The organism is Paracoccus marinus (assembly GCF_007018965.1).
Classification (GTDB): Bacteria; Pseudomonadota; Alphaproteobacteria; order Rhodobacterales; family Rhodobacteraceae; genus Paracoccus; species Paracoccus marinus.
Window position 1 is genome coordinate 304712 of the sequence record NZ_VJYZ01000004.1, and the last position, 24241, is coordinate 328952.

Sequence of the window (24241 nt, forward strand, 5' to 3'; positions counted from 1 at the left end):
CGCGCCCGCCCGCCCAAAGACGGGTGCGTCCGCACCCACCCGGGCGGACGCGTCCCTTCGGAATGCTGGCGTCGAGGGGCCGCACGGAAACGGGTTCGTGACCCGTTTCCTTCAGCAGCGCCGCCGCCGGTCATTGCCGCCCCTTCATCTTGGCCCCGGTCCTTCGGTCCACCCCCGGTCCGCTCAAAGCGGACCGGGACGCACCCGCCCGCCCCAGGCGGGTGCGTTCGCACCCACCCGGGCGGACGCGTCCCTCCGGAGTGCTGGCGTCGAGGGGCCGCACGGAAACGGGCTTGTGACCCGTTTCCTCTAGCAGGACCGCTGCCGGTGACGGCCACCCGCTGACCACCATGCCCCGGTCCTTCGATCCACCCCCCGGTCCGCTCAAAGCGGACCGGGACGCGCCCGCCCGCCCTCAGGCGGGTGCGTTCGCACCCACCCGGGCGGACGCGTCCCTCCGGAGTGCTGACTTCGAGGGACCGCACGGAAACGGGCTTGTGGCCCGTTTCCTCTAGCAAGGCCGCTGCCCATCAAGGGCCGGTCCTTCAACCCACTTCGGTTGAAGCGGACCGGGGTGCAGACGTCCCGCGACTACCCGGAAACGGACTCGTCGCCCGGCTCCTTCAGCGGGGCCGCGCCCCCACTTCCCTCAGCGTCGCCTCGTCGGCGTTTCCGCCGTAAAACGCCGCCAGCAGCCGGTCGAACACCTCGCCGCCGCCGGCGGCGCGGAACAGCGTCGCGCTCGATCGCAGCTTGGCGGCATCGACCGTGCCCAGCACCGACTCGGGCGTCCGGCCCGCGTTCGCCAGCATCGCCTCGGCCGCGCCGTGCAGGTTTGCGGACAGGACCGGGTCGGCCAGATAGGCCCGCGCCTCATCCAGGTCGCGGATGCCGTAGTGCCGGGCCGTCGGCGACCGCCCCAGCGACCCGAGCTGCGGAAAGACGTACCACATCCAGTGGCTCACCTTGCGGCCGGCGCGCAGTTCGGCCACCGCGCGGGCCTGGTCGCGGGCTTGCGCCTCGTGGAAACGATGCAGGTCGTCCATGCGTCAAGCGATGCATGGCGGGACACCCCCGGTCAAGTTCGCCCAAGCCCCCTCGCCCGCCGTTGCAGGCGGGCGCCGCTGGGGATATTGCTGCGGCCTGCACGATACTGGCACAGCTCAGGCACGGGAAAGGGACAGCCATGACCGACGATCCCAGGACGCTCGTCTCGACCGACTGGCTTGCCGCCCGCCTGCGCGACCCCGACATCCGCGTGATCGACGCAAGCTGGCACATGCCCGCGACCGGCCGCGACGGCCGCGCCGAATACGACGCGGCGCATATCCCCGGCGCATGGTTCTTCGACATCGACGCCATCAGCGACCCGCAAAGCGACCTGCCCCACATGGCCCCCCCGCCCGAGGCGTTCGCCGACGCGATGCGCGCGGCCGGGATCGGCGACGGGCAGCAGGTCGTGATCTATGACGATGCCGCAGGGCGCAGCGCCACGCGGGCGTGGTGGACCTTTCGCCTGATGGGCAAGACCGACGTCGCGGTGCTGGACGGCGGCCTCGCCAAGTGGCGGGCCGAGGGGCGGGCGGTCGACGACCGCGCCCCCGCCCCCCGCGAGCGGCAGTTCACCGCCCGCCACCAGCCCGCGCTGGTGCGCGACGTGACCCAGGTCGCGACGGCATCGAAGCTGGGGCAGGCGCAGATCGTGGACGCGCGGTCCCCCGAACGCTTCCGGGGCGAGGCGGCGGAACCCCGCGCGGGCCTGCGGTCGGGCCACATCCCGGGGTCGCGGAACCTGCCCTTCGCCCGGATCTACAACGACGACGGCACCATGCGGCCGGTCCCCGACCTGCGCGCCGCGTTCAAGGAAGCGGGCGTGGACCTTGACCGCCCCGTCATCACCACCTGCGGGTCGGGCGTCTCGGCCGCGTCGCTCGCCCTCGCGCTGGAACGGATCGGCCACCGTGACTGGTCGCTTTACGATGGAAGCTGGTCCGAATGGGGCAGCTTTCCCGACCTCAGAATCGCAACCGGAGACGCCTGAATGTTCGCCGCGCTGAAGCCGCAAGACCCCGACAAGATCCTGGCCCTGATGGGCGAGTTCCGCGCCGACACGAGGCAGGGCAAGATCGACCTGGGGGTGGGCGTCTACAAGGACCCGACCGGGCTGACGCCCGTCATGCGCGCCGTGAAGGCGGCCGAGCGGCGGATCTGGGAAACCGAGACGACCAAGTCCTATACCGCGCTTACGGGCGAGCCGGCCTATCTGGACGCGATGTCGCGGATGGTCCTGGCCGACACGCTGGACGCGGGGCGCACGGCGATGCTGTCCACCGTCGGCGGCACCGGCGCGATCCGGCAGGCGTTCGAGCTGGCGCGGATGGGCAACCCGGACCTGACCGTCCACGTCTCGGACCCGACCTGGCCCAACCATGTGTCGATGCTCAGGTTCATGGGCGTGCCGTTTACGGAATACCGCTATTTCGACGCGGACACGCGCGGCGTCGATTTCGACGGGATGCTGGCCGACCTGGGCCGCGCGAAACGGGGCGATCTCGTGCTTCTGCACGGCTGCTGCCACAACCCGACCGGCGCCAACCTGACGACCGAGCAGTGGGCCGCGGTCGCCGACGTGCTGGACCGGACCGGCGCGGTGCCGCTGATCGACCTTGCCTATCAGGGCTTCGGCGACGGGCTGGACGAGGACGCGGCGGGCACCCGGCTGATCGTGTCGCGCGCGCCCGACGCGATGGTGGCGGCGTCCTGTTCCAAGAACTTCGGCATCTACCGCGAGCGCACGGGCATCCTGCTGACGCAGGTGGCGGACGCGGGCGCGCGCGATCTGGCGCAGGGGGCGATGGCCTATCTGGGCCGCCAGACCTACAGCTTCCCGCCCGATCACGGCGCGCGGGTCGTGCAGACGATCTTGGACGACGCCGACCTCAAGGCCGACTGGATGGCCGAGCTGGAACAGGTGCGCCTGACCATGCTGGACCTGCGCCGGCAGCTTGCGGGCGAACTGCGCGACCTGACCGGGACCGACCGCTTCGACTTCATCGCCCGCCACCGGGGCATGTTCTCGCGGCTTGGCGCCTCGCCCGAACAGGTGCAGCGGATCAAGGACGAGGCGGCGATCTATATCGTGGGGGATTCGCGGCTGAACATCGCCGGGCTGAACGACCAGACCGTGCCGGTGCTGGCGCGGGCGATCGTGGACGCGGGCGTCTGATCGGGCCGGGACAAGTCGGGGGTGGTTCAGCGCCCCCGGACGGTCCCCTTGAATGTGCAAAGGCCGGGCGCGATGCCCGGCCTTTTGCGGCTTCGCTTGCGCGGCGCCGGGCTTTCAGGGAAAGCTCAGTTGCCGGAACGCGCGATCCGCTCGATGTCGCCACGCGTCAGGCCGATATCGTCCAGCTCGCGGTCGGTCAGGCGGTTCAGGGCGTTGCGGGTCACGCGCTGGTCGTTCCAGGCCGAGAAGACGCTGCGGATCTTCAGGCCAAAGTTTTCGTGGCGCGCCGAGGGGGCGCGGAAGATGTCGATCGCCGACATGTCAGTTCACCTGCTTGTAAATGCGGCCGGGGTCGCCCCCGATGCCTTTTGTTCCGATGACGGAGATATAGGCCCGGACCCGGTTTTCCGCCACTGGGGGCGGAGCCATTCCAGCTATGCAGTTGCTGCATAAGTCACGGTTTTCACGGGTTATTTACAAGTCAAACGCTGCGGATGTTTCTTGCCCGATCCGCCCGAAAATAGCCGCTTCCGCGCAAGAATATTCGACTGCGACGGCCTCAGGCCGCGCATCCTTGCTCACAAACCCGTGTTAACGTCTTGTTAATCCTGTGGCGCTTCTGCATCGGCCCAATCGCCCGCCGCGACCTGCCACAAGGCGAGCGCCGCGACCGCCGCCGTGTCGGCGCGCAGGATGCGGGGACCAAGGCTGATCGGCGTCACGAAGGGCAGCGCGCGAAGCCGCTCGCGCTCGGCCGGGGACCAGCCGCCCTCGGGGCCGATCAGGACCGCCCAAGGACCGCGCGGCAGATAGGCCAGCGTCCGGGCCGCGCCGACCAGCGCCTCGTCGGCCCACAGGACGCGGCGGGTCGGGTCCCATCCGTCGAGCAGCCGCGACAGCGACTGCAACCCGTCCACCGGGGGCACGAAGGTGCCGCCGCACTGCTCGGCCGCCTCGACCGCATGGGCCTGCAGGCGGTCCTGCCGGATGCGTTCGGCGTTGGTGTGGTCGGTCTGGACGGGGATGATGCGGGCGGCGCCAAGCTCGGCCGCCTTTTCCACGATGAAGTCGGTGCGCGCCTTCTTGATCGGCGCGAACATCAGCCACAGGTCGGGCGGGTCCTGCTGCGGGCGCGCCTGCGCGACCGGCGCCACCTGCCCGCCGCGCCGCCCCAGCGCCACGATCCGCGCCAGCCACTCGCCCTGGCGGCCGTTGAAGACGGCGACCTCGCCCCCCTCGCCCAGCCGCATGACCGATGAAAGATAATGCGCCTGCCCGTCCGTCAGGGGAACGGGTTGCCCCGCGACCAGCGGGTGATCTATGAAGAGCCTGATTTTTCCCATTGCCGCCGCAGGTTACGCACGTGCCCGTCCCGACGCCATCGTTTTTCCGGCAGCGCGCGGCCGGGCGCCGCGACGCAGGCGCGGCCGACATGCCGGTGGCCGACAGCGCCGGGAACTGGGTCGATCGCTGGGCCCCGCCCGCGTGGCGGCCGTATCTGCGCCTGTCGCGCGCCGACCGGCCGATCGGGACCTGGCTTCTGCTGCTGCCCTGCTGGTGGGGCGTGGGGCTGGCGATGATCGCGGACCGGCCGCGGCTGGTGGATCTGTGGATCGTGATCGCCTGCGGCTTCGGCAGCGTCGTCATGCGCGGCGCGGGCTGCACCTGGAACGACATCACCGACCGCGACTTCGACGGGGCGGTGGCGCGCACCGCGTCGCGGCCCCTGCCCTCGGGGCAGGTGACGACGCTGGGGGCGCTGGTGTGGCTGGGGCTGCAATGCGCGGTGGGGCTGGCGCTGCTGCTGACGCTCAAGACGGGGGCGATCTGGCTGGGCGTGGCGTCGCTGGCGCTGGTCGGGATCTATCCCTTCGCCAAGCGGTTCACCTGGTGGCCGCAGGTGTTCCTGGGTCTTGCGTTCAACTGGGGCGCGCTGCTGGCGTTCGTCGCCCACGGCGGGACGCTGCACCCGGCCGCGATCCTGCTCTATGCGGCGGGGATCTGCTGGACGCTGTTTTACGACACCATCTACGCCCACCAGGATACCGAGGATGACGCGCTGATCGGCATCAAGTCCACCGCGCGGCTGTTCGGCGACGACTCGCCGCGCTGGCTCGCGGGGTTCGCGGCGGGCGCGGTGATGCTGCTGGCGGCGGCGGCGTCGTCCGCTGGGCCGGACGGGGTGCTGGCGCGGCTGGCGGTCACGGTGGCGGTGGCGGGGTTCGCGCTGCACCTTGCCTGGCAGCTGTCGCGGTTCGATCCGCGCGACAGCCGCGGGCTGCTGCGGCTGTTCCGCAGCAACCGCGACGCGGGCCTGGTCGCCGCGCTGTTTCTTGCCGTTGCCGGACTTGTGTGATTGCGCGGACCTCGCGCGGCTTCTAACAAGCCGGATCGATGAACTGCCGAAAGGCCCGTCCTGATGGCTGATCCGCGCCACCCGCGTCTCGCGCCGCTTTCGACGCCCGCGCCCAGGCCCCCGTCGCGCCGGATGCGCGCGTTCCGGGGCGCGGTGCTGCGCCTTGTCGTGCTGGGCCTTGCCGGGACCGGGGCATGGGCCGTGGGCACCACCGCCGCCGACGAGATCGAGCGGGTGTCGCGCGCCCGGGTCGCCGCCGCGCTGGCATCGGCGGGGTTCGACTGGACCAACGTTGCGACCGACGGCCTGCTGGTGCGCCTGACCGGCCCCGCGCCCGACGAGGTGCAGCGGTTCCGCGCGCTCGACCGGGCGGCGACGGTGGTGGACGGGCGGCGGATCGTGGACGCGATGACCCTCGCCTCGCCGCCACCGACGGCGGCCCCGCTATTCTCGGTCGAACTGCTGCGCAACGACGCGGGCGTGTCGCTGATCGGGCTGGTGCCCGCAGGCGTGGACCGCGCGGCGCTGCTGGTGTCGGTCGAACGGGCCACGGGCGGGCGGCGCGTGACGGACCTGCTGGAATCGTCCGACCAGCCCGCCCCGGATGACTGGGACGCGGCGCTGCGCTTCGGCATCGCCGCGATCGCGGTCGCGGACCGGTCCAAGGTGTCGGTGACGCCGGGCAAGGTGGACGTGACGGCGATCACGGATGGCGAGGCGGAAAAGGCGCGGCTTGCCGCGACGCTCGACCGCGACAGACCTGAAGGCGTGGCGCTGACGACCAGCATCTCGGCCCCGCGCCCCGTCGTCACCCCCTTTGCGCTGCGGATGGTCAAGGACGCGGACGGCACCCGGCTGGAAGCTTGCGCCGCGGATACCGAGGACGCGCGCAGCCGCATCCTCGACGCGGCCCGCGCGGCCGGCGTCGCCCAGGGCGCGGACTGCACGCTGGCGCTCGGCGTGCCCACCCCCACCTGGGGCGACGCCGCCGTGGCGGGGATCGCTGCGCTGGGGGCGCTGGACGCGGGCACGATCGAGTTCTCGAACGCGCAGGTGGGGCTGACCGCGCCCGCGACCGTTCCCGCCGACCAGTACGACCGCGCCGCCGGCGGCCTTCAGGGCGCGCTGCCGTCGGTCTTTACCCTGACCGCCGTCCACACCGCGCCCGAACCCGAACCCGCCGAGGCGGGGCCGGCCGAGTTCACGGCGACCCGCGTGCCCACCGGCATCGCGCTGCGCGGCCGCATCACCGACGAGGCGATGCGCCAGGCCGTCGAAAGCCTGGCCCGCGCGCGGTTCGGGACGGTGGAAAGCAGCCTGCTGGTCGATCCGCAGACGCCGCCCGGCTGGACCGTCCGGGTCATGGCGGCGATCGAGGCGATGGCGGATCTGGACGACGGCACGGTCAAGGTGACGCCGGACCTCGTGCGGCTGACCGGCGCGTCGGGGTCGAGCCAGGCGGCCGAGGGGGCGGCGCGGCAGCTGTCCTACCGGCTGGGCGCGGGCGTCCCCTACGAGATGGCGATCCGCTACGACCGCCGGCTTGATCCCGCGCTGGACCTGCCGTCGGGGCAGGATTGCGTGGACCGGATGAACGTCATCATGGCGCAGGCCGAGATCGGGTTCGAGCCGAGTTCCTCGACCATCGCGGGCGACGCCGCGCCGACGCTCACGCAGCTTGCGGACGCCGCGTCCGAATGCGGCGACTACCGGATCGAGGTCGCGGGCCACACCGATTCCCAGGGGTCCGAGAACTTCAACGCCGAGCTGTCGCGCACCCGCGCGCAGGCGGTGGTCGCGGCGATGGGCGAGGCGGGGATCGCCATCTCCAACATGACCGTGCGCGGCTACGGCGAAAGCCAGCCGGTGGACACCAACGACACCGACGCGGGCCGCGAGGCGAACCGCCGGATCGAGTTCCGGCTGCTGTCGGACACCCCGGTCGACGCCGAGGCGCCGCCCGCGCCCCGCGTCGTGACCGGCGTCACCGTCGCGGACGTGCCCGCGCCGGGCGAGATGCAGGGGCCGAACCTGCCCGATAGGGGAACGGCGGCCCGTCCGCCCGGCGACGCCGTGGTCACGGGCAACGACGCCGCGCCCGATCCGGTCGACGCTGCCGCGGGGGCCGAGGACGGCGGCGGGGCCGAGGGCGCCGGCGCTGCAAGCTCCCCCGCCGCCGCCGATGCCGCCCCCCCGTCCGGCCCGACGCAACCCGGCGACGGGGCCGAACCCGGCGACGGCGCCGACGCGGGCGGGCAACCCGAACCCGCCGCCACCCCCGACCCGCAGCCCGCTTCCCCCACCGCCCCCACGCCGGAGGACTAGACCCGCATGGACCGCAACCAGTTCATCATCGCGACGGCGGTGGCGCTGTTCACGGCGTTCATCCTCGGCTGGTTCGCAAGCTGGCTGATCCACCGCCTGACCCGCGCCACCTCGGCCGAACTGGCCGAGCTTGGCCGGCTGGCCCAGCAGCTTCACGCGACGACCGAGGCGCGCGATGCCGCGCAAGCCGACCTTTCCGCCTCCGAAACCCGCCGCCAGTCGCTGCAGGACGAGCTGGCCGAGGCAAAGGCCGAGGTCGAGGAACTGCGCGACTACATCGACCGCAAGTTCGCCCGCGCCCCCGGGGACGACGCCTGACGGCGATCCTCAGGCCGAAGCCCGGCCCGCGGCTTTCAGCGCATCCAGCAGCCGCCGCTTCTGCCCGCCAGTCACGCGCGCGAACGCGCCATCGGAACGGTTCGTCCGCGCCAGCACGATCGCGCCCTGAATGACCGCAACCGCTTCCTCGGCCAGGTCATCCGCCATCCCCGGCGCGATGCCGCCCGCCTGCAATGCCCGCGACAGGGCGGCGATCCAGCGGGCGAAGTACGCGTCGATCCGGCTGGCAAAGGCGTCACGCGCGTCCCCCAGCGCGAACGCGCCGACAAGGCAGACCCGCTGCCCGCTGCGGAAATAATCCGTGACGCTGGCGAACATGTCCTCGACCGCAGCCGCCGGACCTGCTTGCGGGCCCGCGGCCAAATCGCCGGCGGCGGCCAGCGGGGCGAAGACCTGCCGCTCGAACCAGTCGTCCACGTGCGACAGCACCGCCGCCGCCATCTCGTCCTTCCCGCCCGGAAAGAAGTTGTAGATGCTGCCCTTGCCCAGCCCTGTCGCCGCCGTGACATGGGCAAGCGAGGTGCCGTGATAGCCGTGTTCGCGGAACAGCTCGGCCAGCGCTGGCAGCACCTGATCGCGGCGAGCGGTCGTGCGCGCCACCGCTCACAGCCCCAGGTCGGACAGGCCCGGATGGCCGTCGGGGCGGGGACCGGCCGGCCAGTGGAACAGGCGGTCGGCGGACGCTATCGGCAGATCGTTGATCGACGCGATCCGCCGCGCCATCAGCCCGTCGCCTGCGAACGCCCAGTTTTCGTTGCCGTAAGACCGGAACCACTGCCCGCTGTCGTCGTGCCATTCATAGGCGAACCGCACCGCGATCCGGTCCCCGTTAAACGCCCACAGTTCCTTGATGAGCCGGTAATCCAGTTCGCGCGCCCATTTGCGGGTGAGAAAGGCCACGATCGCGTCGCGGCCGGCGAAGAACTCCGCCCGGTTGCGCCACTGGCAATCGGGCGTGTACGCAAGCGCCACGGAGGCCGGATCGCGGCGGTTCCAGGCGTCCTCGGCAGCGCGGACCTTCAGTACGGCGCTGTCGGGCGTGAAGGGCGGGATGGGCGGGCGTGACATTGCGGCTCCTGTACCGTTCGGTCAGATTTGGACCGATCGGTACAGACCCGCGCCCGGACGTGCAAGCCCGGCTCAGCTCTTGCGGACCACCAGCGTGGACCAGTCGCCCAGGTCGTCGCGCCGTTCAAGCGCGATCCCGGCGTCGGCATAGGCGGCCGCGACCTCGTCCGCCTGTGCGACGAGGATGCCCGACAGGATCGCCCGGCCGCCGGGCGCGAGGTGGCGGGCCATGTCGGGGGCGATCTGGATCAGCGGCTGCTTGAGGATGTTGGCGAAGATCAGGTCGTAGGGCGCGGCGCCGTCCAGCACGGGGTGGTGGAACCCCTCGGCCAGCACGCATTCGACCCGCCCGTCCAGGCCGTTCGCAAGGACGTTGGCCTGCGCCGTCTCGACCGCGACCGGGTCGATGTCGCTGGCGAGGACGACACCGTGGACAGTGCGCGCCGCGGCCATCGCCAGAACGGCGGTGCCGCAGCCGATGTCGGCCACGCGGTGGGGCACCTCGCCCGCCGTCAGAATCCGGTCGAACGCCAGAAGGCAGCCCTTTGTGGTGTCATGGTGGCCGGTGCCGAAGGCCATAGCGGCCTCGATGCACAGCGCCTCGGCGCCCTCGGGCACCTTGTCGGCGTCATGGCTGCCGTGAACAAAGAAGCGCCCGGCCGACACCGGCGACAATTCGCGGCGGACATGGGCGACCCAGTCCACCTCGGGCAGTTCCGAAATGACGAAGGGCTGCGCCCCCTGCGAGGCGGCCAGCAGCGCCAGCGCGATCTCGTCCGGCGCTTGCGTGAAATAGACCCCGACCTCCCACCGGTCGGACCCGTCCTCGATCTCGAAGACGCCCGAGCCGACGGGCTCGGGCGCAAGATCCTCGCAGGCATCCGCCAGCGCCTCGGCTCGGTCGCGGCCCTGCGCCTGGCTCAGCGCCGTCCAGGTGGGCATCAGCCCCGCCCGAAGACGGAGCGCAGCGCGTCGCGGATCAACGTTTCAAGCGTGACCGGCGCGGCAGCGGCGGCGGCTGCGGCGGCGCGCGACGCGACCGCCGATCCGGGGCCCGACGACGGCGAAGGTTCGGGGTTGCCGTCCGTGCCGCCGGCGTGGGCCGCTTCCATCGCGGAGGCGGTGGATGCCTCGACCCCCGTTCCGCGCAGGCCGCAATAGCCGTCGGGTATCTTGTGCAGATACTGCTGGTGGTCCAGCTCGGGCGCGATCCAGAAGCGGTCGAGCGGCTGGATCACCGTCGTGATATCGGGATGACCCGCGACCGCCAGACGGTTGCTGTAGTCGATCCGGCTGCGCTCGGCGTCGGCCAGCTGGGTTGCGTTGGTGGTGTAGATGACCGACCGGTACTGGTCGCCCACGTCGTTCCCCTGCCGGTTGCCCTGCGTCGGGTTGTGGTTTTCCCAGAAGATCTTGAGGATCTGTTCGAAGCTGATGCGCGAGGGGTCATAGACCACGCGCACCACCTCGGCATGACCGGTGCCGCCGCCGCAGACCTGGCGATAGGTCGGGTTGGGGGTCGATCCGCCGGCAAAGCCGACCTCGGTCAGCCAGACGCCGTCCTGTTCCCAGAACAGCCGTTCGACCCCCCAGTAGCAGCCCATGCCAAGGACCACTTCTTCAAAGCCCTGCGGGGCGGGGGCGCCCATGGGGCGGCCGAAGATGGCGTGGTTCGCTTGGGTCATGGCGTTTCCTCGGATGGAACCTTGTGTCGCCCCAGATGTAGGGTGCGGGTCTGTCGCACACAACGCCCCGGGCGCCCGCTGGTTTCGCGGCTTGCGGGGCCCGCGCGCACGCGGCAGGCTGGCGCGCGCTCATCCGCCGGAGATTGCGATGCGACCGGGACCCTTGAACCTGATAACCGACGTGGCCGGACTGCGGGTCGGGAACGCCCACGACGGGGGGCTGAAGTCGGGCGTGACCGCCCTGACCGCCGGCGCGCCGTTCGCGGCCGCCGTCCACGTGATGGGCGGCGCGCCCGGCACGCGGGAAACCGACCTGCTCGCCCCCGACCGGCTGGTGCAGGCGGTCGATGCGCTGGTGCTGTCGGGCGGGTCGGCCTTTGGCCTTGCCGCCTGCGACGGCGTGGCGGACGGGCTGCGCGCCGCCGGGCGCGGCTTTGCCGTAGGCGACGCGCGGGTGCCGATCGTGCCAGGGGCGATCCTGTTCGACCTGCTGAACGGCGGCGCGAAGGATTGGGACCTGAACCCCTACCCCGCGCTCGGCCGCCGCGCGTTTCATGCGGCGGACACGCGCTTTGCGCTTGGCAGCGCGGGCGCGGGCACCGGGGCGATGACGGCGAACTGGAAGGGCGGGCTTGGCTCGGCCTCGGCCGTCCTGGACAACGCGGCCACGGTCGGGGCGCTGGTCGCGGTCAACGCGGTGGGGTCGGTGACCGCGCCCGGCGGCCGTTTCTGGGCCGCGCCGTGGGAATTGGGGGACGAGTTCGGCGGCCTGGGCCTGGCCGGTCCCTTCGACCCCGCGCATGAGCCCCTGCCGCAGAAACGCGTGGGGGAGGCGACGACCATCGCCATCGTCGCCACCGACGCGACGCTCGACAAGGCGGGGCTGTCGCGGCTGGCGACGGCGGCGCATGCGGGCCTTGCCCGCGCGATCGTTCCCTCGCACACCCCTTATGACGGGGACCTGGTGTTCGCGGTCTCGACCGCCGCCCGCCCGGCCGCCGATCCCTTCGCGCTGTCGCATGCCGCCGCCTGTGTCTTGGCGCGCGCGATCGCCCGCGCGGTCTGGTCGGCCGCGCCCGCGCCGGGCGACCTGCAACCCTGCCGCGCCCCGGCGGGCTGATGCGCGAAGGGCGGGACCGCGCGGCCCCGCCCCCGAACCCCCACGCGGGGCGCCTAGCGGTAGATATAGACGATCCGCCGGTCGGTCGGACTGACCAGCACCGGCTGGCCGTTGATCGTCACGTAGCGGTAGTCCGGCTGCTCGGGGATCTCGTACAGGTCCACGTTGTCGGGCACGCCCGCGCCGACGACGACCTCGCCATCCAGATAAACCGGATCGCGCGGGTTCGCGACGATGTAGGTCTGGATCGTCGGGTCGGGCGTGGCCGCCGCCCCCGCCGTCCCGCCGATCGCGGCGCCGACCAGCGCGCCCACGGGGCCGCCCACGACCGCGCCCATGGTGGCGCCCGTGGCCCCGCCCGCGGCGGCGTTGGTGCCGGCCGTCGCCGTCGTGCCAGTCGCGCCCGCTGCCGGCGCCTCGATCACGGCGATGCCGATCGACTGCCGGTTGGGATAGATCGGCTCGATCTTGTCGCCGACCTTGGTGGTCAGGTAGTCGCCATAGGCCCAGCCGGTCAGCGTCCCCGAGGTGACCTGGCACCAGTTCGCGGATTCGATGCAGCCCGACACCGCGACCTCGTCGCCCGACCCGATCACGCCGACGACGGCGTCGGTGTTGGCGGGGCCGGACCGGACGTTGAGGTCGGTCGATGCGGTGGCCATCGTCTGCGCCGATGCCGCGCCCGCCAGCAGCGACGCGGCCAGCGCGGTCGTCTTGAACAGCGTTCTCATGGAAATATCCTCCTCCTCCTTCTTCGCCGCCATGCGGCGCTAGGCCATGAACCCCGCGCGGGCCGGAACGGTTCGATCACGCTTGTGTTGCGGGCGCTGGACAAGCGTGCCGCCCGGTGCTCAGGTCTGGCCCGAAACGCGGACGCCCGGTTAAGGCCCCCCGCCAAGGCCCCCGCCACGCCCGGCGCCGGACGCGGAAACGGAGAACACGATGAACGCCCATTCGACCGACCTGAAAACCCTGCTGCGCGACCCCTCGCTTCTGGAAACGCGCGCCTTCGTGGCGGGCGAATGGATCGACGCCGACGACGGCGCCACCTTCGAGGTCACGAACCCCGCCCGCGGCGACGTGATCGCCCGCGTGGCCGATCTTGGCCGGCCGGAAGTCGCGCGCGCCATCGACGCCGCCGCCGCCGCGATGAAGGACTGGGCCGCGCGCCCCGCCAAGGAACGCGCGAACGTCATGCGGCGCTGGTTCGACCTGATGATGGAAAACCAGGACGACCTTGGCCGCATCCTCACCGCCGAAATGGGCAAGCCGCTGGCCGAGGCCAAGGGCGAGATCGCCTATGGCGCAAGCTTCATCGAGTGGTTCGGCGAGGAGGCCAAGCGCGTCTACGGCGAGACGATCCCGGGCCACATGGCCGACAAGCGCCTGACCGTGCTGCGCCAGCCGATCGGCGTCGTGGGGTCCATCACGCCCTGGAACTTTCCCAACGCCATGATCACCCGCAAGTGCGGCCCGGCGCTGGCCGTGGGCTGCGGCTTCGTCGCCCGGCCCGCCGCCGAAACGCCGCTGTCGGCGCTGGCGCTGGCGGTGCTGGGCGAACGCGCGGGGCTGCCCAAGGGCATCCTGTCGGTCGTGACCTCGTCGCGGTCGTCCGACATCGGCAAGGAGTTCTGCGAGAACCACCTGGTCCGCAAGCTGACCTTCACCGGCTCGACCGAGGTCGGCCGCATCTTGCTGCGCCAGGCCGCCGACCAGGTGATGAAATGCTCGATGGAACTGGGCGGCAACGCGCCCTTCATCGTCTTCGACGACGCCGATCTGGACGCGGCGGTGGCGGGCGCAATGGCGTCGAAGTTCCGCAACAACGGCCAGACCTGCGTCTGCGCCAACCGCATCTACGTGCAGGCGGGCGTCTATGACGAGTTCGCAAAGCGCCTTGCGGCCGCCGTGGACAAGCTGTCGGTCGGCGACGGTCTGCAGGACGGGACCACGACCGGCCCCCTCATCAACGCGGCCGCCGTCGAGAAGGTCGAGGAACATATCCGCGACGTGCTGGACGGCGGCGGAGAGGTCGTGCTGGGCGGCCAGCGCCACGACCTTGGCGGCAACTTCTTCCAGCCCACGGTCGTGACCGGCGTCACCGACGGGATGAAGGTCGCGAACGAGGAAACCTTCGGTCCGCTGGCGCCCCTGTTCCGGTTCGAGACCGAGGACGAGGTCATCGACAAGGCCAACGCCACGATCTTCGGCCTTGCCGCGTATTTCTATGCCCGCGACATCGGCCGCATCACCCGCGTGCAGGAGGCGCTGGAATACGGGATCGTCGGCGTGAACACCGGCATCATCTCGACCGAGGTGGCGCCGTTCGGCGGCGTCAAGCAGTCCGGCCTGGGGCGCGAGGGGTCGCGCCACGGGATGGAGGATTATCTGGAGATGAAATACATCTGCCTGTCGGTCTGACCCGTCAGCGCAAGCCCGGATGAGGAAAAGGGCCGGCGGATCGCTCCGCCGGCCCTTTTTGATTCCGCGCCGGATGCGCGCCCGGACACGCGCCGGGTCACGCCAGCAGCAGGTCGTCCTGGATGTTCGCGATCGTCGCGCCGGTCAGGATGATCGTGGCCGCGCCAAAGGTGAAGCGCAGCCCCTGCGCGGTGTCGGTCGCGTGGCCGAGGATGTCGGCCATCGTCGCCCCCGCCAGCCCGCCCAGGCGCTGGATCGTCAGCGTATCGACGTTGTCCTGGAAGTCCTGGACGCGGCAGTGGTTGGCCGTGTTGAACACGAACATGTCCGCCCCCACGCCGCCCTGCAGCACGTCCGCGCCCTGACCCGCGACCAGCCGGTCGTTGCCCGCGCCGCCGACCAGCAGGTCGTTGCCCGCGCCCGCAAACAGCGCGTCGTCGCCCGCGCCGCCCGCGATCTGGTTCGCCCCGGCGTTGCCGATCAGCGTGTTGGCAAGATCGTTCCCCGCCAGGTTGATCGCGTTCGCGCCCATCGCCTGCAGGATCTCGACGTTGGCGGGCAGCGCATAATGGCTCCAGGTCTGGACCGTGTCGGTGCCGCCGTTCGCCGCCTCGCCGATCGCGTCCAGTCCGTCGAAGATGAACACGTCGTTGCCCGCGCCGCCGACCATCGTGTCGCGCCCGGCATGGCCCGCCAGCAGGTCGTTGCCCGCATCCCCGACCAGGATGTCGTTGCCGCCGCCGCCGGTCAGGGTGTCGTTGCCGCCGCCGCCCGAAAGCTGGTTCGCGGCGTCGTTGCCCGAGATGGTGTTCGCAAGCTCGTTGCCGGCGATGTTCGTCACTGCAGCGCCGACCACCTGCGCCACCTCGACGTTGGCCTGCATCCGCATGTGCGATCCGGTGCGGACGATGTCGTAGCCGGCGTTCGCCTGCTCGATCACGGCGTCCTGCCCGTCCCAGACATAGACGTCGTTGCCGATGCCGCCCGCCAGCGTGTCGCGCCCCGCCTCGCCCAACAGCACGTCGTTGCCGACCTCGCCCGCGACCATGTCGTTGCCCGCGCCGCCGCGGATCACGTCGTTGCCCGCGCCGCCGAGCAGCTGGTTGGCGGCCGCGTTGCCGGTGATCGCGTTGTCATGCACGTTGCCGCGGATCGACAGGGCCGCCGCGCCGGTGGCGACCGCCGCTTCCAGCTGCGCGGCCATCACCAGGTTGGCCGAGGTCTGCACGGTGTCGTAGCCGCCATTCGCCGTCTCGACGATCGTGTCGGCGCCGTCGGTCATGTAGGTGTCGTTGCCCGCGCCGCCGATCAGCTGGTCCTGACCCGGCCCGCCGATCAGCAGGTCGTTCCCGGCAAGGCCCGACAGGACGTCGTTGCCCGCCATGCCGTGCAGCATGTTGGCCGCGGCGTTGCCGGTGACGCGGTCGTTGCCCGACCCGGCGATCGCGTTCTCGATCAGGGTGGTGCGTTCGATCGACAGGTTCCCGTACTTGCCGTAGATGTCCGAGATCGAGCCCGGCGCAAGGTTGATCCGCTGGGCCGATGTGCCGTTGCGCACGTCCAGCGTGTCGATCCCGCCCTGATCGAAGATCGTCATGGTCACCGGGACCCCGCGCGAGACCAGCGCCATCGCCGAGCCGAAGGCGCCGCCGACGTTGCCGTTCACGCCCCAGGTGTTCGCGCCCGAGAACAGGCCGCCGCGGGTGCCGTACAGGTCCTGGATGGCGATGATGTCGGCCATCATCGGCGTCATCACGTAGGCCAGCGTCGCATCGACCTCCGGATTGTCCGCCTGGCTGAGATACGACATCACGGACGCCTGCCAGCTGTCGTTGGCGAACACGTTGTCGGTCCCGTAGGTGGGACGGCCGCCGTTGTAGCGGCCGGCGTGACCCAGCCCCAGCGCGTGGCCGATCTCGTGGATGAAGGTCTGATAGGCATAGTCGTTCAGGCCGTTGGCGGGGTTGCCGGCCCAGTTGACCGGAACGTTGACGATCGCGTTGTAAACCGTCTGGCCCGACATGCTGGTGGGTGCCGAATAGGCGCCCTGGTTGTCGGTGTTGGTGAAGTGGATGTTGGCGCCCGCGCCCGCCCGCGACGAGGTGTCGAACTGGATCCCGGTCACCTGCGACCAGACGTTCAGCGCCGTCCGCGCAAGCATCTGCTGGTGCGCGGTCAGGCCGCTGAGGTCGCAGGTCAGGGTGTCGCCCGGCTCGACCGCGAAGGACCGGCGCTGCTCCCCGTTTTCCCCGTAATAGCCGTCGGTCAGGTAGCCCGCGATCTCTTCCATGGTCCAGACCCGGGTGTTGTCGCCGGTGGGCGGCGGCTCTTCCGGGCCGGTGCCCGGCGCCACGGTCACGACATAGTCGCCCGCCGAGTCGCGATATCCCGCCATGCCGAGGTAATAGGTCCCGCTGGTCGTCGCCGTGAACTCGAAATACGACACGTCCACCTGGCCGGTGTCGTCGTTTTCCGCTACCAGGTTCCCGTTCGGATCGCGCAGCTCGAGGATCGTGTCGGGCAGCGGGTTGCCGCCGTTTCCGGTCATCAGGAAGCGATAGGTCTGCCCCGCGACCAGGTTCACCGCGACCGTATCGGCGTCGCCCGCCGTGATCGTGCCGCCGAAGGTCTGGTCCACCGCGATGCGGTAGGGGGTGCTGACGCTGTAGGGCGCGTCCCGCGTCTCGGACACGTCGGGGGTCACGTTGATCGCGTGATCGGGATGATGCAGCGGCTGGACGAGCGGCGTCTGCGCATCGGCGCGGAGCGAACGGGGAACGGCGGTCATGACGGCACCTCAAACGACACGGGGACGACGCGGGCGCGGGCCCGGAACGCCCCCTGGAAACGGGGACTCGGCCGGGAATGGTTCGGCCTCGCGTCCGCCTATGGGACGAACGTAACAGTTCTGTCAAAGCATGATGCGCGGCGGGGCGGATTTTCTTTTAAAAGTTGTCGGCATCGGACGTTCGTTCAGCATTTATCAAGGGGTCGGGCTTAGGCAGGGGACGAACGGATCGCCAGGGAAACTGCCCGATGAACCTTACGCTCGACGACCAGCCCGACCGCACCGTGGTGCGCATCGACGAGCCGCGGCTGGACGCGGCGCTGGCGCTGCCCTTCAAGGACCGGATGCGCGAAATCGTCGCCCGCGCGCCGGCGCTGCTGGTGGTGGACATGACGCAGGTTCAGTTCATGGACAGTTCGGGCCTGGGCGCGCTTATCGCGATCCACAAGGCGCTGCCGCGCGGCACGCGGATGGAACTCTTCGGGGTCCACCCGACCGTCATGCGGGTGTTCCGGCTGACGCGGATGGACACCGTGTTCACGATCCGGGTGCCGGACGAGGCGGGGCCGGGTGCGGATGGAAGCGGCGGGACTGCGGCTGCGCGGCCTGCGGGCGAGATCGCGGGCGAGATTGCGGGTGCTGCGGCGGCGGCGGTCGCCTCGGCGTTGCTTGCAGGCGGGATCGCCGGCGGTGCCGGGGTGTCGGTGGGGGGCGCGGCATCGTTGCCCCAAGGCGACGCGGGCGCCGTGGGCGGCGGATCGTGACGGAAACCGCGCGCGGCGCCTTCGCACCGGACCCGCTGCCCGCGCAGGCGCTATTCAACCGGGTGCTGCCCGCCGACCAGATGAGCGTGCGGCAGACCCTCACCGACATGCACGCGCGGCTCGCGCCGCATGTCTCGGCCGACGTGCTGGGCCGGCTGGAACTGGTGCTGGCCGAGGTCATGAACAACATCGTGCTGCACGGCACGGGGACCCTGGCGGGGCACGGCCGGGATGCGGGCGCGGGGGACGCGGGGGGCGTCGGGGCAGCTGGTGCCGCCGCGCGTGGCGACGCGGGCGATCGCGCAAGCGCCACGGCGGCCCCGGCCTCCACGACCGCGGCGCAACGCGCCCCGACACCCCCGCGCCGCATCCACGTCTCGGCCGCCTGCCACCGCAACGGTGTCGCCTGCGCGGTCACCGACGACGGCGTGGGCCTGCCCCCCGCCTGCCTCATTGCCCCCCCGCCCCCCGACATCGAAGGGGTGGAGTCCCTGCCCGAAGGCGGCTTCGGCTGGCTCATCATCCACGGCTTGACCCGGTCGCTCGTCTATTTCCGCGAGGGCAGCCGCAACCTGCTGGCCTTCAACATCCCCACGCTGGAATCCGAGAGAGAGGGCGCGCCCGGTGAGGGGCTTGAAACGGGACGGGAGTGCAGACGCGGTCCGGAGCAGCAGACCGGACAGTCCCCGGAGCAATGGGCGGGGTAGCCGTGAACCGGCGAATGACGAGGGGTCCGCCGGGACGTTTCCGGCCTGCTTCTGCGGCCCCGTCGAAGGCAAGCCGTGTGGCCACAAGCACGCAACCTATCACTCGGGCTCATCGCCAATGCCCAGTTGACCGTCGTTCAGGGATTGGACCCGCCCGTGAACGGACAAGCGTTCACACCACCTGCGGCCCGCCCGCACCGCCCCTCAACGCAAAGTCCATCAGTTACCCGGCCGCCCGCACGCAGCCTATCTCAACAGGCCACCGCCTTCATTCGGCATCCTTGCGATACCAACCAGACCGTCGCTCAGCGGTCGGACCCACCCGTGAACTGACAAGCTTTCCCACCACCTGCGGCCCGCCCGCATCGCCCCCTTCAACGTAAATCCCATCCGCCACGCGGCCGCCCGCATCTCTCACCGCCCCTCTGGCATCCCTTTCCGCCGCATGGCAGCCTTCGCGCATGAACCTCGCCGGTCTCACCCTCGACCATCCTATCATCCAGGCGCCCATGGCCGGGTTTTCGACGCCCGCGCTGGCGGCGGCGGTCAGCGAGGCGGGCGGACTCGGCTCAATCGCGATCGGGACGATGACCCCGGCGCAAGCGGCAGACGAGATCGCGCGCACCCGCGCGCTGACCGCGCGGCCGTTCGCGGTGAACCTGTTCTGCCACCGCCCGCCCCGGCGCGACGCCGAGATCGAGGCCGCGTGGATCGACCGGCTCGCGCCGCTCTTTGCCGATTTCGGTGCGACGCCGCCCGCGGCCTTGCGCGACATCTATCCGGGGTTCACGGGCGCGGGCGAGATGCTCGACATGCTGTGCGACGCGCGCCCCGCGCTCGTCAGCTTTCATTTCGGCCTGCCGGACGCCGCCGCGCTGGACCGGCTTCGCGGCGCGGGCGCGGTGCTGGCCGCCAGCGCGACCTCGCGGGCCGAGGCCGAGGCGGTCGTGGCGGCCGGGGTCGATCTGGTCGTGGCGCAGGGGTGGGAAGCGGGCGGGCATCGCGGCAGCTTCGATCCGGCGGCGGGCGACGACCGGCTGCCGCTCTTCGACCTGCTCGCGGCGCTGCGGGGGCTGGCCCGGCCGGTCGTCGCCGCAGGCGGGATCATGGATGCGGCGGACGTCCGCGCGGCGCGTGCCGCGGGCGCGGTGGCGGTGCAATGCGGCACCGCCTTCCTGATGGCGGCGGAGGCCGCGACGTCACCGGCCCACCGCGCCGCGCTGGCCACGGGGCAGACCGTGATGACGCGCGCCGTGTCGGGGCGGGCGGCGCGGTCGATCGTCAACCGGTTCACCCAGATCGACGGCCGCGAGGCGCCGGATTACCCGGTCGCCTATGACGCCGGCAAGGCGCTGAACGCGGCGGCGGCGGCGCGGGGCGAATGGGGGTTCGGCGCGCAGTGGGCGGGAACCGGCGCCGCCCGCGCCGTGGCCCGCCGCGCGGCCGAGACGGTCGCGGCGCTGGCGGCGGGCGCGGTGTAAAAGGGACGCCGCTGCGATCGGGCTTGCGTTTCCGTCACCGCAGCCCTGCGGAAAGCCGCGCCGGCCGACGCCCGCCCGACCCCCTCAGGCCCGGACGAACTCGTCCTCTCCATAACCCTGCAGGAACAGCAGCGACGTCAGGTCGCCGAAGTTGATCCGCAGCGGCGCCTGCGCGGCGACCACCGGTTTTGCATGCAGCGCGACGCCCATGCCGGCGGCGGCGAGCATCCCCAGGTCGTTCGCCCCGTCCCCCACGGTGATCGCGTCGGCGGGCGTCACGCCGCGCGCGGCGGTGATGTCGTCCAGCGCCTCGACCTTGGCCGCGCGCCCCAGGATCGGCAGCGCGACGCGGCCGGTGAGCTTGCCGTTTTCCGCCAGCAGCACGTTCGCGCGCTGCTCGTCAAAGCCCAGCATGTCGGCGACCGGGCCGGTGAAATCGGTGAACCCGCCCGACACCAGCGCCGTCCACGCACCTTGCGCGCGCATCGTGGCGACCAGCGTGCGCCCGCCCCGCGCCATGGTGATGCGGCTGGCCAGCACCTCGGGGATGACCGCGTCGGGCAAGCCTTCCAGCAGCGCCACGCGCGCGACCAGGGCCGCGTCGAAATCGAGTTCGCCGTTCATCGCCCGCGCGGTGATCGCCGCCACCGGCTCGCCGAAGCCGGCGACATCGGCAAGCTCGTCCAGGCATTCCTGTTCGATCATGGTCGAATCCATGTCCGCCAGCAGCACCGACTTGCGCCGCCCCGCGGTCGGCACGATGGCGAGGTCGAGGCCGTCTTCCTGCCAGTCCGCCCAGAACCGGTCGAAGTCGGCGGGCACCGCGTCCACGGGAAACTCGGCCGCGACCCCGTGCGACAGCCACAGCGCGTGGCCACCGTCCCAGCGCGATTTCAGCGCCGTCACGGCGTCGTCGGTCAGGTCGGCGCGGTCGGGCGCGGCAAGCATGCAGACGGTGAACATCAAGGTCCCTTGCATTCGATCCTTTGCGCCGGGCTTAGGGCCATTTCCCCGCTTGCGCCAGCGGCGCCTATTGCGTATCCAAGTCAGTGGGACACCCCTCCCCAACGAGGGGCTATTTAGCTGGAAGGCTAACCATGCTCGATACGACGACTCCGGCAACGCGGCCGGTCAATCCGCGTTTTTCCTCTGGCCCTTGCGCCAAGATCCCCCATTTTTCGCTGGACATGCTTGCAGGCTCGCCGCTCGGCCGCTCGCACCGCCATGCCGTCGGCAAGACCAAGCTGGCGCAGGCGATCGACCTGACGCGCGAGGTGCTGGGCGTACCCGCCGACTACCGCATCGGCATCGTGCCGGGGTCGGACACCGGCGCGGTCGAGATGGCGATGTGGACCATGCTGGGCGCGCGTCCGGTTGAAATGCTCGCCTGGGAAAGCTTCGGCGAGGGCTGGGTCACGGACGCGGTCAAGCAGCTGAAGCTGGACGCGACCGTCCGCACGGCCGACTACGGGCAGATCGTGGACCTGGCGCAGGTTGATTTCGACCGCGACGTGGTCTTCACCTGGAACGGCACGACATCGGGCGTGCGGATACCTGACGGCGACGCGATCCCGGCGGACCGCGCGGGCCTGACGATCTGCGACGCGACCAGCGCGGCATTCGCGATGGACCTGCCGTGGGACAAGCTCGACGTGGTGACGTTCAGCTGGCAGAAGGTGCTGGGCGGCGAGGGCGCGCACGGTGTCCTGATCCTGTCGCCGCGCGCCGTCGAGCGGCTGGAGACATTCACCCCCGACCGGCCCCTGCCCAAGATCTTCCGCATGACCAAGGGCGGCAAGCTGATCGAGGGCATCTTCAAGGGCGAGACGATCAACACCCCTTCGATGCTGTGCGTCGAGGATTACATCGTCGCGCTGGAATGGGCGAAGTCGATCGGCGGCCTTCCCGCCCTGATCGCGCGGTCCGAGGCTAACGCCAAGGCGGTGGCCGACTTCGTCGATGGCCGCGACTGGATCGCGAACCTAGCGGTCGATCCGGCGACGGCGTCCACGACCTCGGTCTGCCTGCGCTTCACCGACGCGCGGATCACGGACGGCGAGGCGTTCGCCAAGGCCGTGGCCAGGCGGCTGGAAAAGGAAGGCGTGGCCTTCGACATCGGCGCCTATCGCGACGCGCCCGCGGGCCTGCGGATCTGGTGCGGATCGACGGTCGAGGCCGCCGACGTGGCCGCGCTGATGCCGTGGATCGAATGGGCGTTCGAGGCGGAACTCGCCGCCCAGGGCTGACCAGACCGGGGGCTGTGCGCCCCCGGACCCCGCAGGATATTTCCAGACAGAAGATGACCGCAGCCGAGCGCCGCGCGCGCCCTGCCGTCGAGGAGAACACACATGCCACAACAGACCACCGCACCCAGGGTCCTCGTTTCCGACGCGCTGAGCGAGACCGCCGTCCAGATCTTCCGCGACCGCGGGATCGAGGTCGACTACATGCCCGATCTGGGCAAGGACAAGGAAAAGCTGGCCGAGATCATCGGCGGCTATGACGGGCTCGCGATCCGGTCGGCGACCAAGGTCACCGAAAAGCTGCTCGACGGCGCCGCCCGGCTGAAGGTCGTGGCGCGGGCCGGGATCGGGGTGGACAACGTCGATATTCCGGCCGCATCCCGCAAGGGCGTGATCGTGATGAACACGCCCTTCGGCAACAGCGTCACCACCGCCGAACACGCCATCGCGCTGATGTTCGCGGTCGCGCGGCAGCTGCCCGAGGCGTCGGTGTCCACCCATGCCGGCAAGTGGGAAAAGAACCGCTTCATGGGGGTCGAGCTTTTCAACAAGACGCTGGGGCTGATCGGGGCGGGCAACATCGGTTCGATCGTGGCCGACCGGGCGCTGGGGCTGCGGATGAAGATCGTGGCCTACGACCCGTTCCTGTCGGAAGAACGGGCCGAGAAGATCGGCGTGACCAAAGTCGAGCTGGACGAGCTGCTGCGGCGCGCCGACTTCATCAGCCTGCACGTGCCCCTGACCGACAAGACCCGCAACATCCTGTCGGCGGAAAACCTGGCCAAGACCAAGCCCGGCGTCCGCATCGTCAACGCCGCCCGCGGCGGGCTGATCGACGAGGAGGCGCTGGCCGCCGCGCTCAAGTCCGGCCACGTGGCGGGCGCCGCGCTCGACGTGTTCGCGACCGAGCCCGCGACCGAAAGCCCGCTGTTCAACCTGCCCAACGTCGTCGTGACGCCGCATCTGGGCGCCTCCACCACCGAGGCGCAGGAGAACGTGGCCCTGCAGGTGGCCGAGCAGATGGCCGACTATCTGCTGACCGGGGCGGTGCAGAACGCGCTGAACATGCCGTCCGTCACCGCCGAGGAAGCGGCCGTGATGGGACCGTGGATCAAGCTTGCCGCGCATCTGGGCGCCTTCGTCGGCCAGACCACGGAAGAACCGATCAAGGCCATCAACATCCTTTACGACGGGGTCGCGGCGGGGATGAACCTGAACGCGCTCAACGCGGCGGTGATCGCGGGCGTGATGAAGGCCGCGAACCCGGACGTGAACATGGTGTCGGCCCCGGTCGTGGCCAGGGAACGCGGCATCCAGATCGCCACCACGACGCAGGACAAGGCCGGGGTCTATGACGGCTATATCAAGGTCACGATGGTATCGGGCGACCGGGAACGCGCGATCGCGGGCACGGTCTTCAGCGACCACAAGCCGCGCTTCATCCAGATCCGCGGGATCAACGTCGATGCCGAGATCGGCAACCACATGATGTACACCCGTAACCGCGACGTGCCGGGCGTGATCGGGACGCTGGGCGTGACGCTGGGGGGCATGGGCGTCAACATGGCGAACTTTACCCTTGGCCGGGTCGAGGGCGGGGGCGACGCCATCGCCATCACCTATCTGGACGAGCCGCTGCGCGAGGACGTGCGGCAGGCGCTGCTCGCCACCGGCAAGTTCGAGCAGGTGCGCGCGCTGCATTTCGAGGTCTGAGGGCC

22 protein-coding genes are annotated in these 24241 nt (G+C 70.9%); 12 read left to right on the forward strand and 10 right to left on the reverse strand.

The window, feature by feature from the left end; all coding sequences use genetic code 11:
* Positions 1-623 precede the first annotated feature (623 nt).
* Positions 624-1046 (reverse strand): DUF1810 domain-containing protein, encoded by a 423-nt coding sequence (locus tag FNF32_RS02265; protein ID WP_131674347.1) that lies wholly within the window; start codon positions 1044-1046, stop codon positions 624-626.
* 140 nt (positions 1047-1186) lie between these two features.
* Here FNF32_RS02265 and sseA point away from each other — a divergent pair, with 140 nt between their 5' ends.
* Entirely contained in the window at positions 1187-2041 is an 855-nt protein-coding gene (gene sseA, locus FNF32_RS02270) for a 3-mercaptopyruvate sulfurtransferase (protein ID WP_131674348.1), read from the forward strand.
* Positions 2042-3226 carry an amino acid aminotransferase gene (locus tag FNF32_RS02275; protein ID WP_131674349.1) on the forward strand — a complete coding sequence of 395 codons (1185 nt, stop codon included), beginning with the start codon at positions 2042-2044 and terminating at the stop codon, positions 3224-3226.
* A 125-nt stretch (positions 3227-3351) separates the two neighbouring features.
* Here the strand turns inward: FNF32_RS02275 and FNF32_RS02280 are convergent, their stop codons facing one another.
* Positions 3352-3546 carry a DUF1127 domain-containing protein gene (locus tag FNF32_RS02280; RefSeq protein WP_131674351.1) on the reverse strand — a complete coding sequence of 65 codons (195 nt, stop codon included), beginning with the start codon at positions 3544-3546 and terminating at the stop codon, positions 3352-3354.
* A 282-nt stretch (positions 3547-3828) separates the two neighbouring features.
* Complete coding sequence (locus tag FNF32_RS02285) at positions 3829-4569, reverse strand: 16S rRNA (uracil(1498)-N(3))-methyltransferase (RefSeq protein ID WP_131674353.1); 741 nt, start codon at positions 4567-4569, stop codon at positions 3829-3831.
* Between the two features lie 89 nt (positions 4570-4658).
* On the opposite strand from FNF32_RS02285, the gene ubiA reads away from it, so the two are divergent.
* The 3 genes from ubiA (at position 4659) to FNF32_RS02300 (ending at position 8225) form a co-directional block, all read left to right on the forward strand.
* Positions 4659-5582, forward strand: a complete 924-nt coding sequence (gene ubiA, locus FNF32_RS02290; RefSeq protein ID WP_131674361.1) for a 4-hydroxybenzoate octaprenyltransferase — start codon at positions 4659-4661, stop codon at positions 5580-5582.
* Positions 5583-5645: 63 nt separating this feature from the next.
* A complete protein-coding gene (locus FNF32_RS02295) occupies positions 5646-7907 on the forward strand; it encodes an OmpA family protein (RefSeq protein WP_143796454.1) in 2262 nt (753 codons plus the stop codon).
* 6 nt (positions 7908-7913) lie between these two features.
* Positions 7914-8225: a hypothetical protein gene (locus FNF32_RS02300; protein ID WP_131674928.1), complete on the forward strand. Its 312-nt coding sequence runs from the start codon at positions 7914-7916 to the stop codon at positions 8223-8225.
* A gap of 9 nt (positions 8226-8234) precedes the next feature.
* Here the strand turns inward: FNF32_RS02300 and FNF32_RS02305 are convergent, their stop codons facing one another.
* The 4 genes from FNF32_RS02305 to msrA all read right to left on the reverse strand — a co-directional run bounded on the left by FNF32_RS02305 (position 8235) and on the right by msrA (position 10999).
* Positions 8235-8846: a TetR/AcrR family transcriptional regulator gene (locus FNF32_RS02305; RefSeq protein WP_131674929.1), complete on the reverse strand. Its 612-nt coding sequence runs from the start codon at positions 8844-8846 to the stop codon at positions 8235-8237.
* A 3-nt stretch (positions 8847-8849) separates the two neighbouring features.
* The gene (locus tag FNF32_RS02310; protein WP_131674930.1) at positions 8850-9314 is read right to left on the reverse strand and encodes a nuclear transport factor 2 family protein; all 465 of its coding nucleotides are present in this window, start codon (positions 9312-9314) and stop codon (positions 8850-8852) included.
* A gap of 72 nt (positions 9315-9386) precedes the next feature.
* The gene (locus tag FNF32_RS02315; protein ID WP_131674931.1) at positions 9387-10256 is read right to left on the reverse strand and encodes a 50S ribosomal protein L11 methyltransferase; all 870 of its coding nucleotides are present in this window, start codon (positions 10254-10256) and stop codon (positions 9387-9389) included.
* Entirely contained in the window at positions 10256-10999 is a 744-nt protein-coding gene (gene msrA / locus FNF32_RS02320; RefSeq protein WP_131674932.1) for a peptide-methionine (S)-S-oxide reductase MsrA, read from the reverse strand. The genes FNF32_RS02315 and msrA overlap by 1 nt, the downstream gene beginning before the upstream one ends.
* A 148-nt stretch (positions 11000-11147) precedes the next feature.
* Here msrA and FNF32_RS02325 point away from each other — a divergent pair, with 148 nt between their 5' ends.
* Complete coding sequence (locus FNF32_RS02325) at positions 11148-12119, forward strand: P1 family peptidase (RefSeq protein ID WP_131674933.1); 972 nt, start codon at positions 11148-11150, stop codon at positions 12117-12119.
* 53 nt (positions 12120-12172) lie between these two features.
* Here the strand turns inward: FNF32_RS02325 and FNF32_RS02330 are convergent, their stop codons facing one another.
* On the reverse strand, positions 12173-12850 hold the full coding sequence (locus tag FNF32_RS02330) for a DUF1236 domain-containing protein (RefSeq protein WP_131674934.1): 678 nt from the start codon (positions 12848-12850) through the stop codon (positions 12173-12175).
* A 211-nt stretch (positions 12851-13061) separates the two neighbouring features.
* Here FNF32_RS02330 and FNF32_RS02335 point away from each other — a divergent pair, with 211 nt between their 5' ends.
* Positions 13062-14540 carry an NAD-dependent succinate-semialdehyde dehydrogenase gene (locus tag FNF32_RS02335; RefSeq protein WP_131674935.1) on the forward strand — a complete coding sequence of 493 codons (1479 nt, stop codon included), beginning with the start codon at positions 13062-13064 and terminating at the stop codon, positions 14538-14540.
* A gap of 97 nt (positions 14541-14637) precedes the next feature.
* Here FNF32_RS02335 and FNF32_RS02340 read toward each other — a convergent pair whose 3' ends face one another.
* Entirely contained in the window at positions 14638-17328 is a 2691-nt protein-coding gene (locus tag FNF32_RS02340) for a M10 family metallopeptidase (protein WP_131674936.1), read from the reverse strand.
* 248 nt (positions 17329-17576) lie between these two features.
* Between FNF32_RS02340 and FNF32_RS15400 the strand changes: the two genes are divergently transcribed.
* The 3 genes from FNF32_RS15400 to FNF32_RS02355 all read left to right on the forward strand — a co-directional run bounded on the left by FNF32_RS15400 (position 17577) and on the right by FNF32_RS02355 (position 20280).
* The gene (locus tag FNF32_RS15400) at positions 17577-18092 is read left to right on the forward strand and encodes an STAS domain-containing protein (protein ID WP_131674937.1); all 516 of its coding nucleotides are present in this window, start codon (positions 17577-17579) and stop codon (positions 18090-18092) included.
* Positions 18089-18799: an ATP-binding protein gene (locus FNF32_RS02350; protein ID WP_131674938.1), complete on the forward strand. Its 711-nt coding sequence runs from the start codon at positions 18089-18091 to the stop codon at positions 18797-18799. The genes FNF32_RS15400 and FNF32_RS02350 overlap by 4 nt, the downstream gene beginning before the upstream one ends.
* 461 nt (positions 18800-19260) lie before the next feature.
* Positions 19261-20280 (forward strand): NAD(P)H-dependent flavin oxidoreductase, encoded by a 1020-nt coding sequence (locus tag FNF32_RS02355; protein WP_131674939.1) that lies wholly within the window; start codon positions 19261-19263, stop codon positions 20278-20280.
* 84 nt (positions 20281-20364) lie between these two features.
* On the opposite strand, the gene serB is transcribed toward FNF32_RS02355, so the two are convergent.
* Positions 20365-21243: a phosphoserine phosphatase SerB gene (gene serB / locus FNF32_RS02360; RefSeq protein ID WP_131674954.1), complete on the reverse strand. Its 879-nt coding sequence runs from the start codon at positions 21241-21243 to the stop codon at positions 20365-20367.
* A 134-nt stretch (positions 21244-21377) separates the two neighbouring features.
* On the opposite strand from serB, the gene FNF32_RS02365 reads away from it, so the two are divergent.
* Both FNF32_RS02365 and serA read left to right on the forward strand, forming a co-directional pair.
* Entirely contained in the window at positions 21378-22526 is a 1149-nt protein-coding gene (locus FNF32_RS02365; RefSeq protein WP_131674940.1) for a phosphoserine transaminase, read from the forward strand.
* A gap of 102 nt (positions 22527-22628) precedes the next feature.
* The gene (gene serA / locus FNF32_RS02370; RefSeq protein WP_131674941.1) at positions 22629-24236 is read left to right on the forward strand and encodes a phosphoglycerate dehydrogenase; all 1608 of its coding nucleotides are present in this window, start codon (positions 22629-22631) and stop codon (positions 24234-24236) included.
* Positions 24237-24241: the final 5 nt, after the last annotated feature.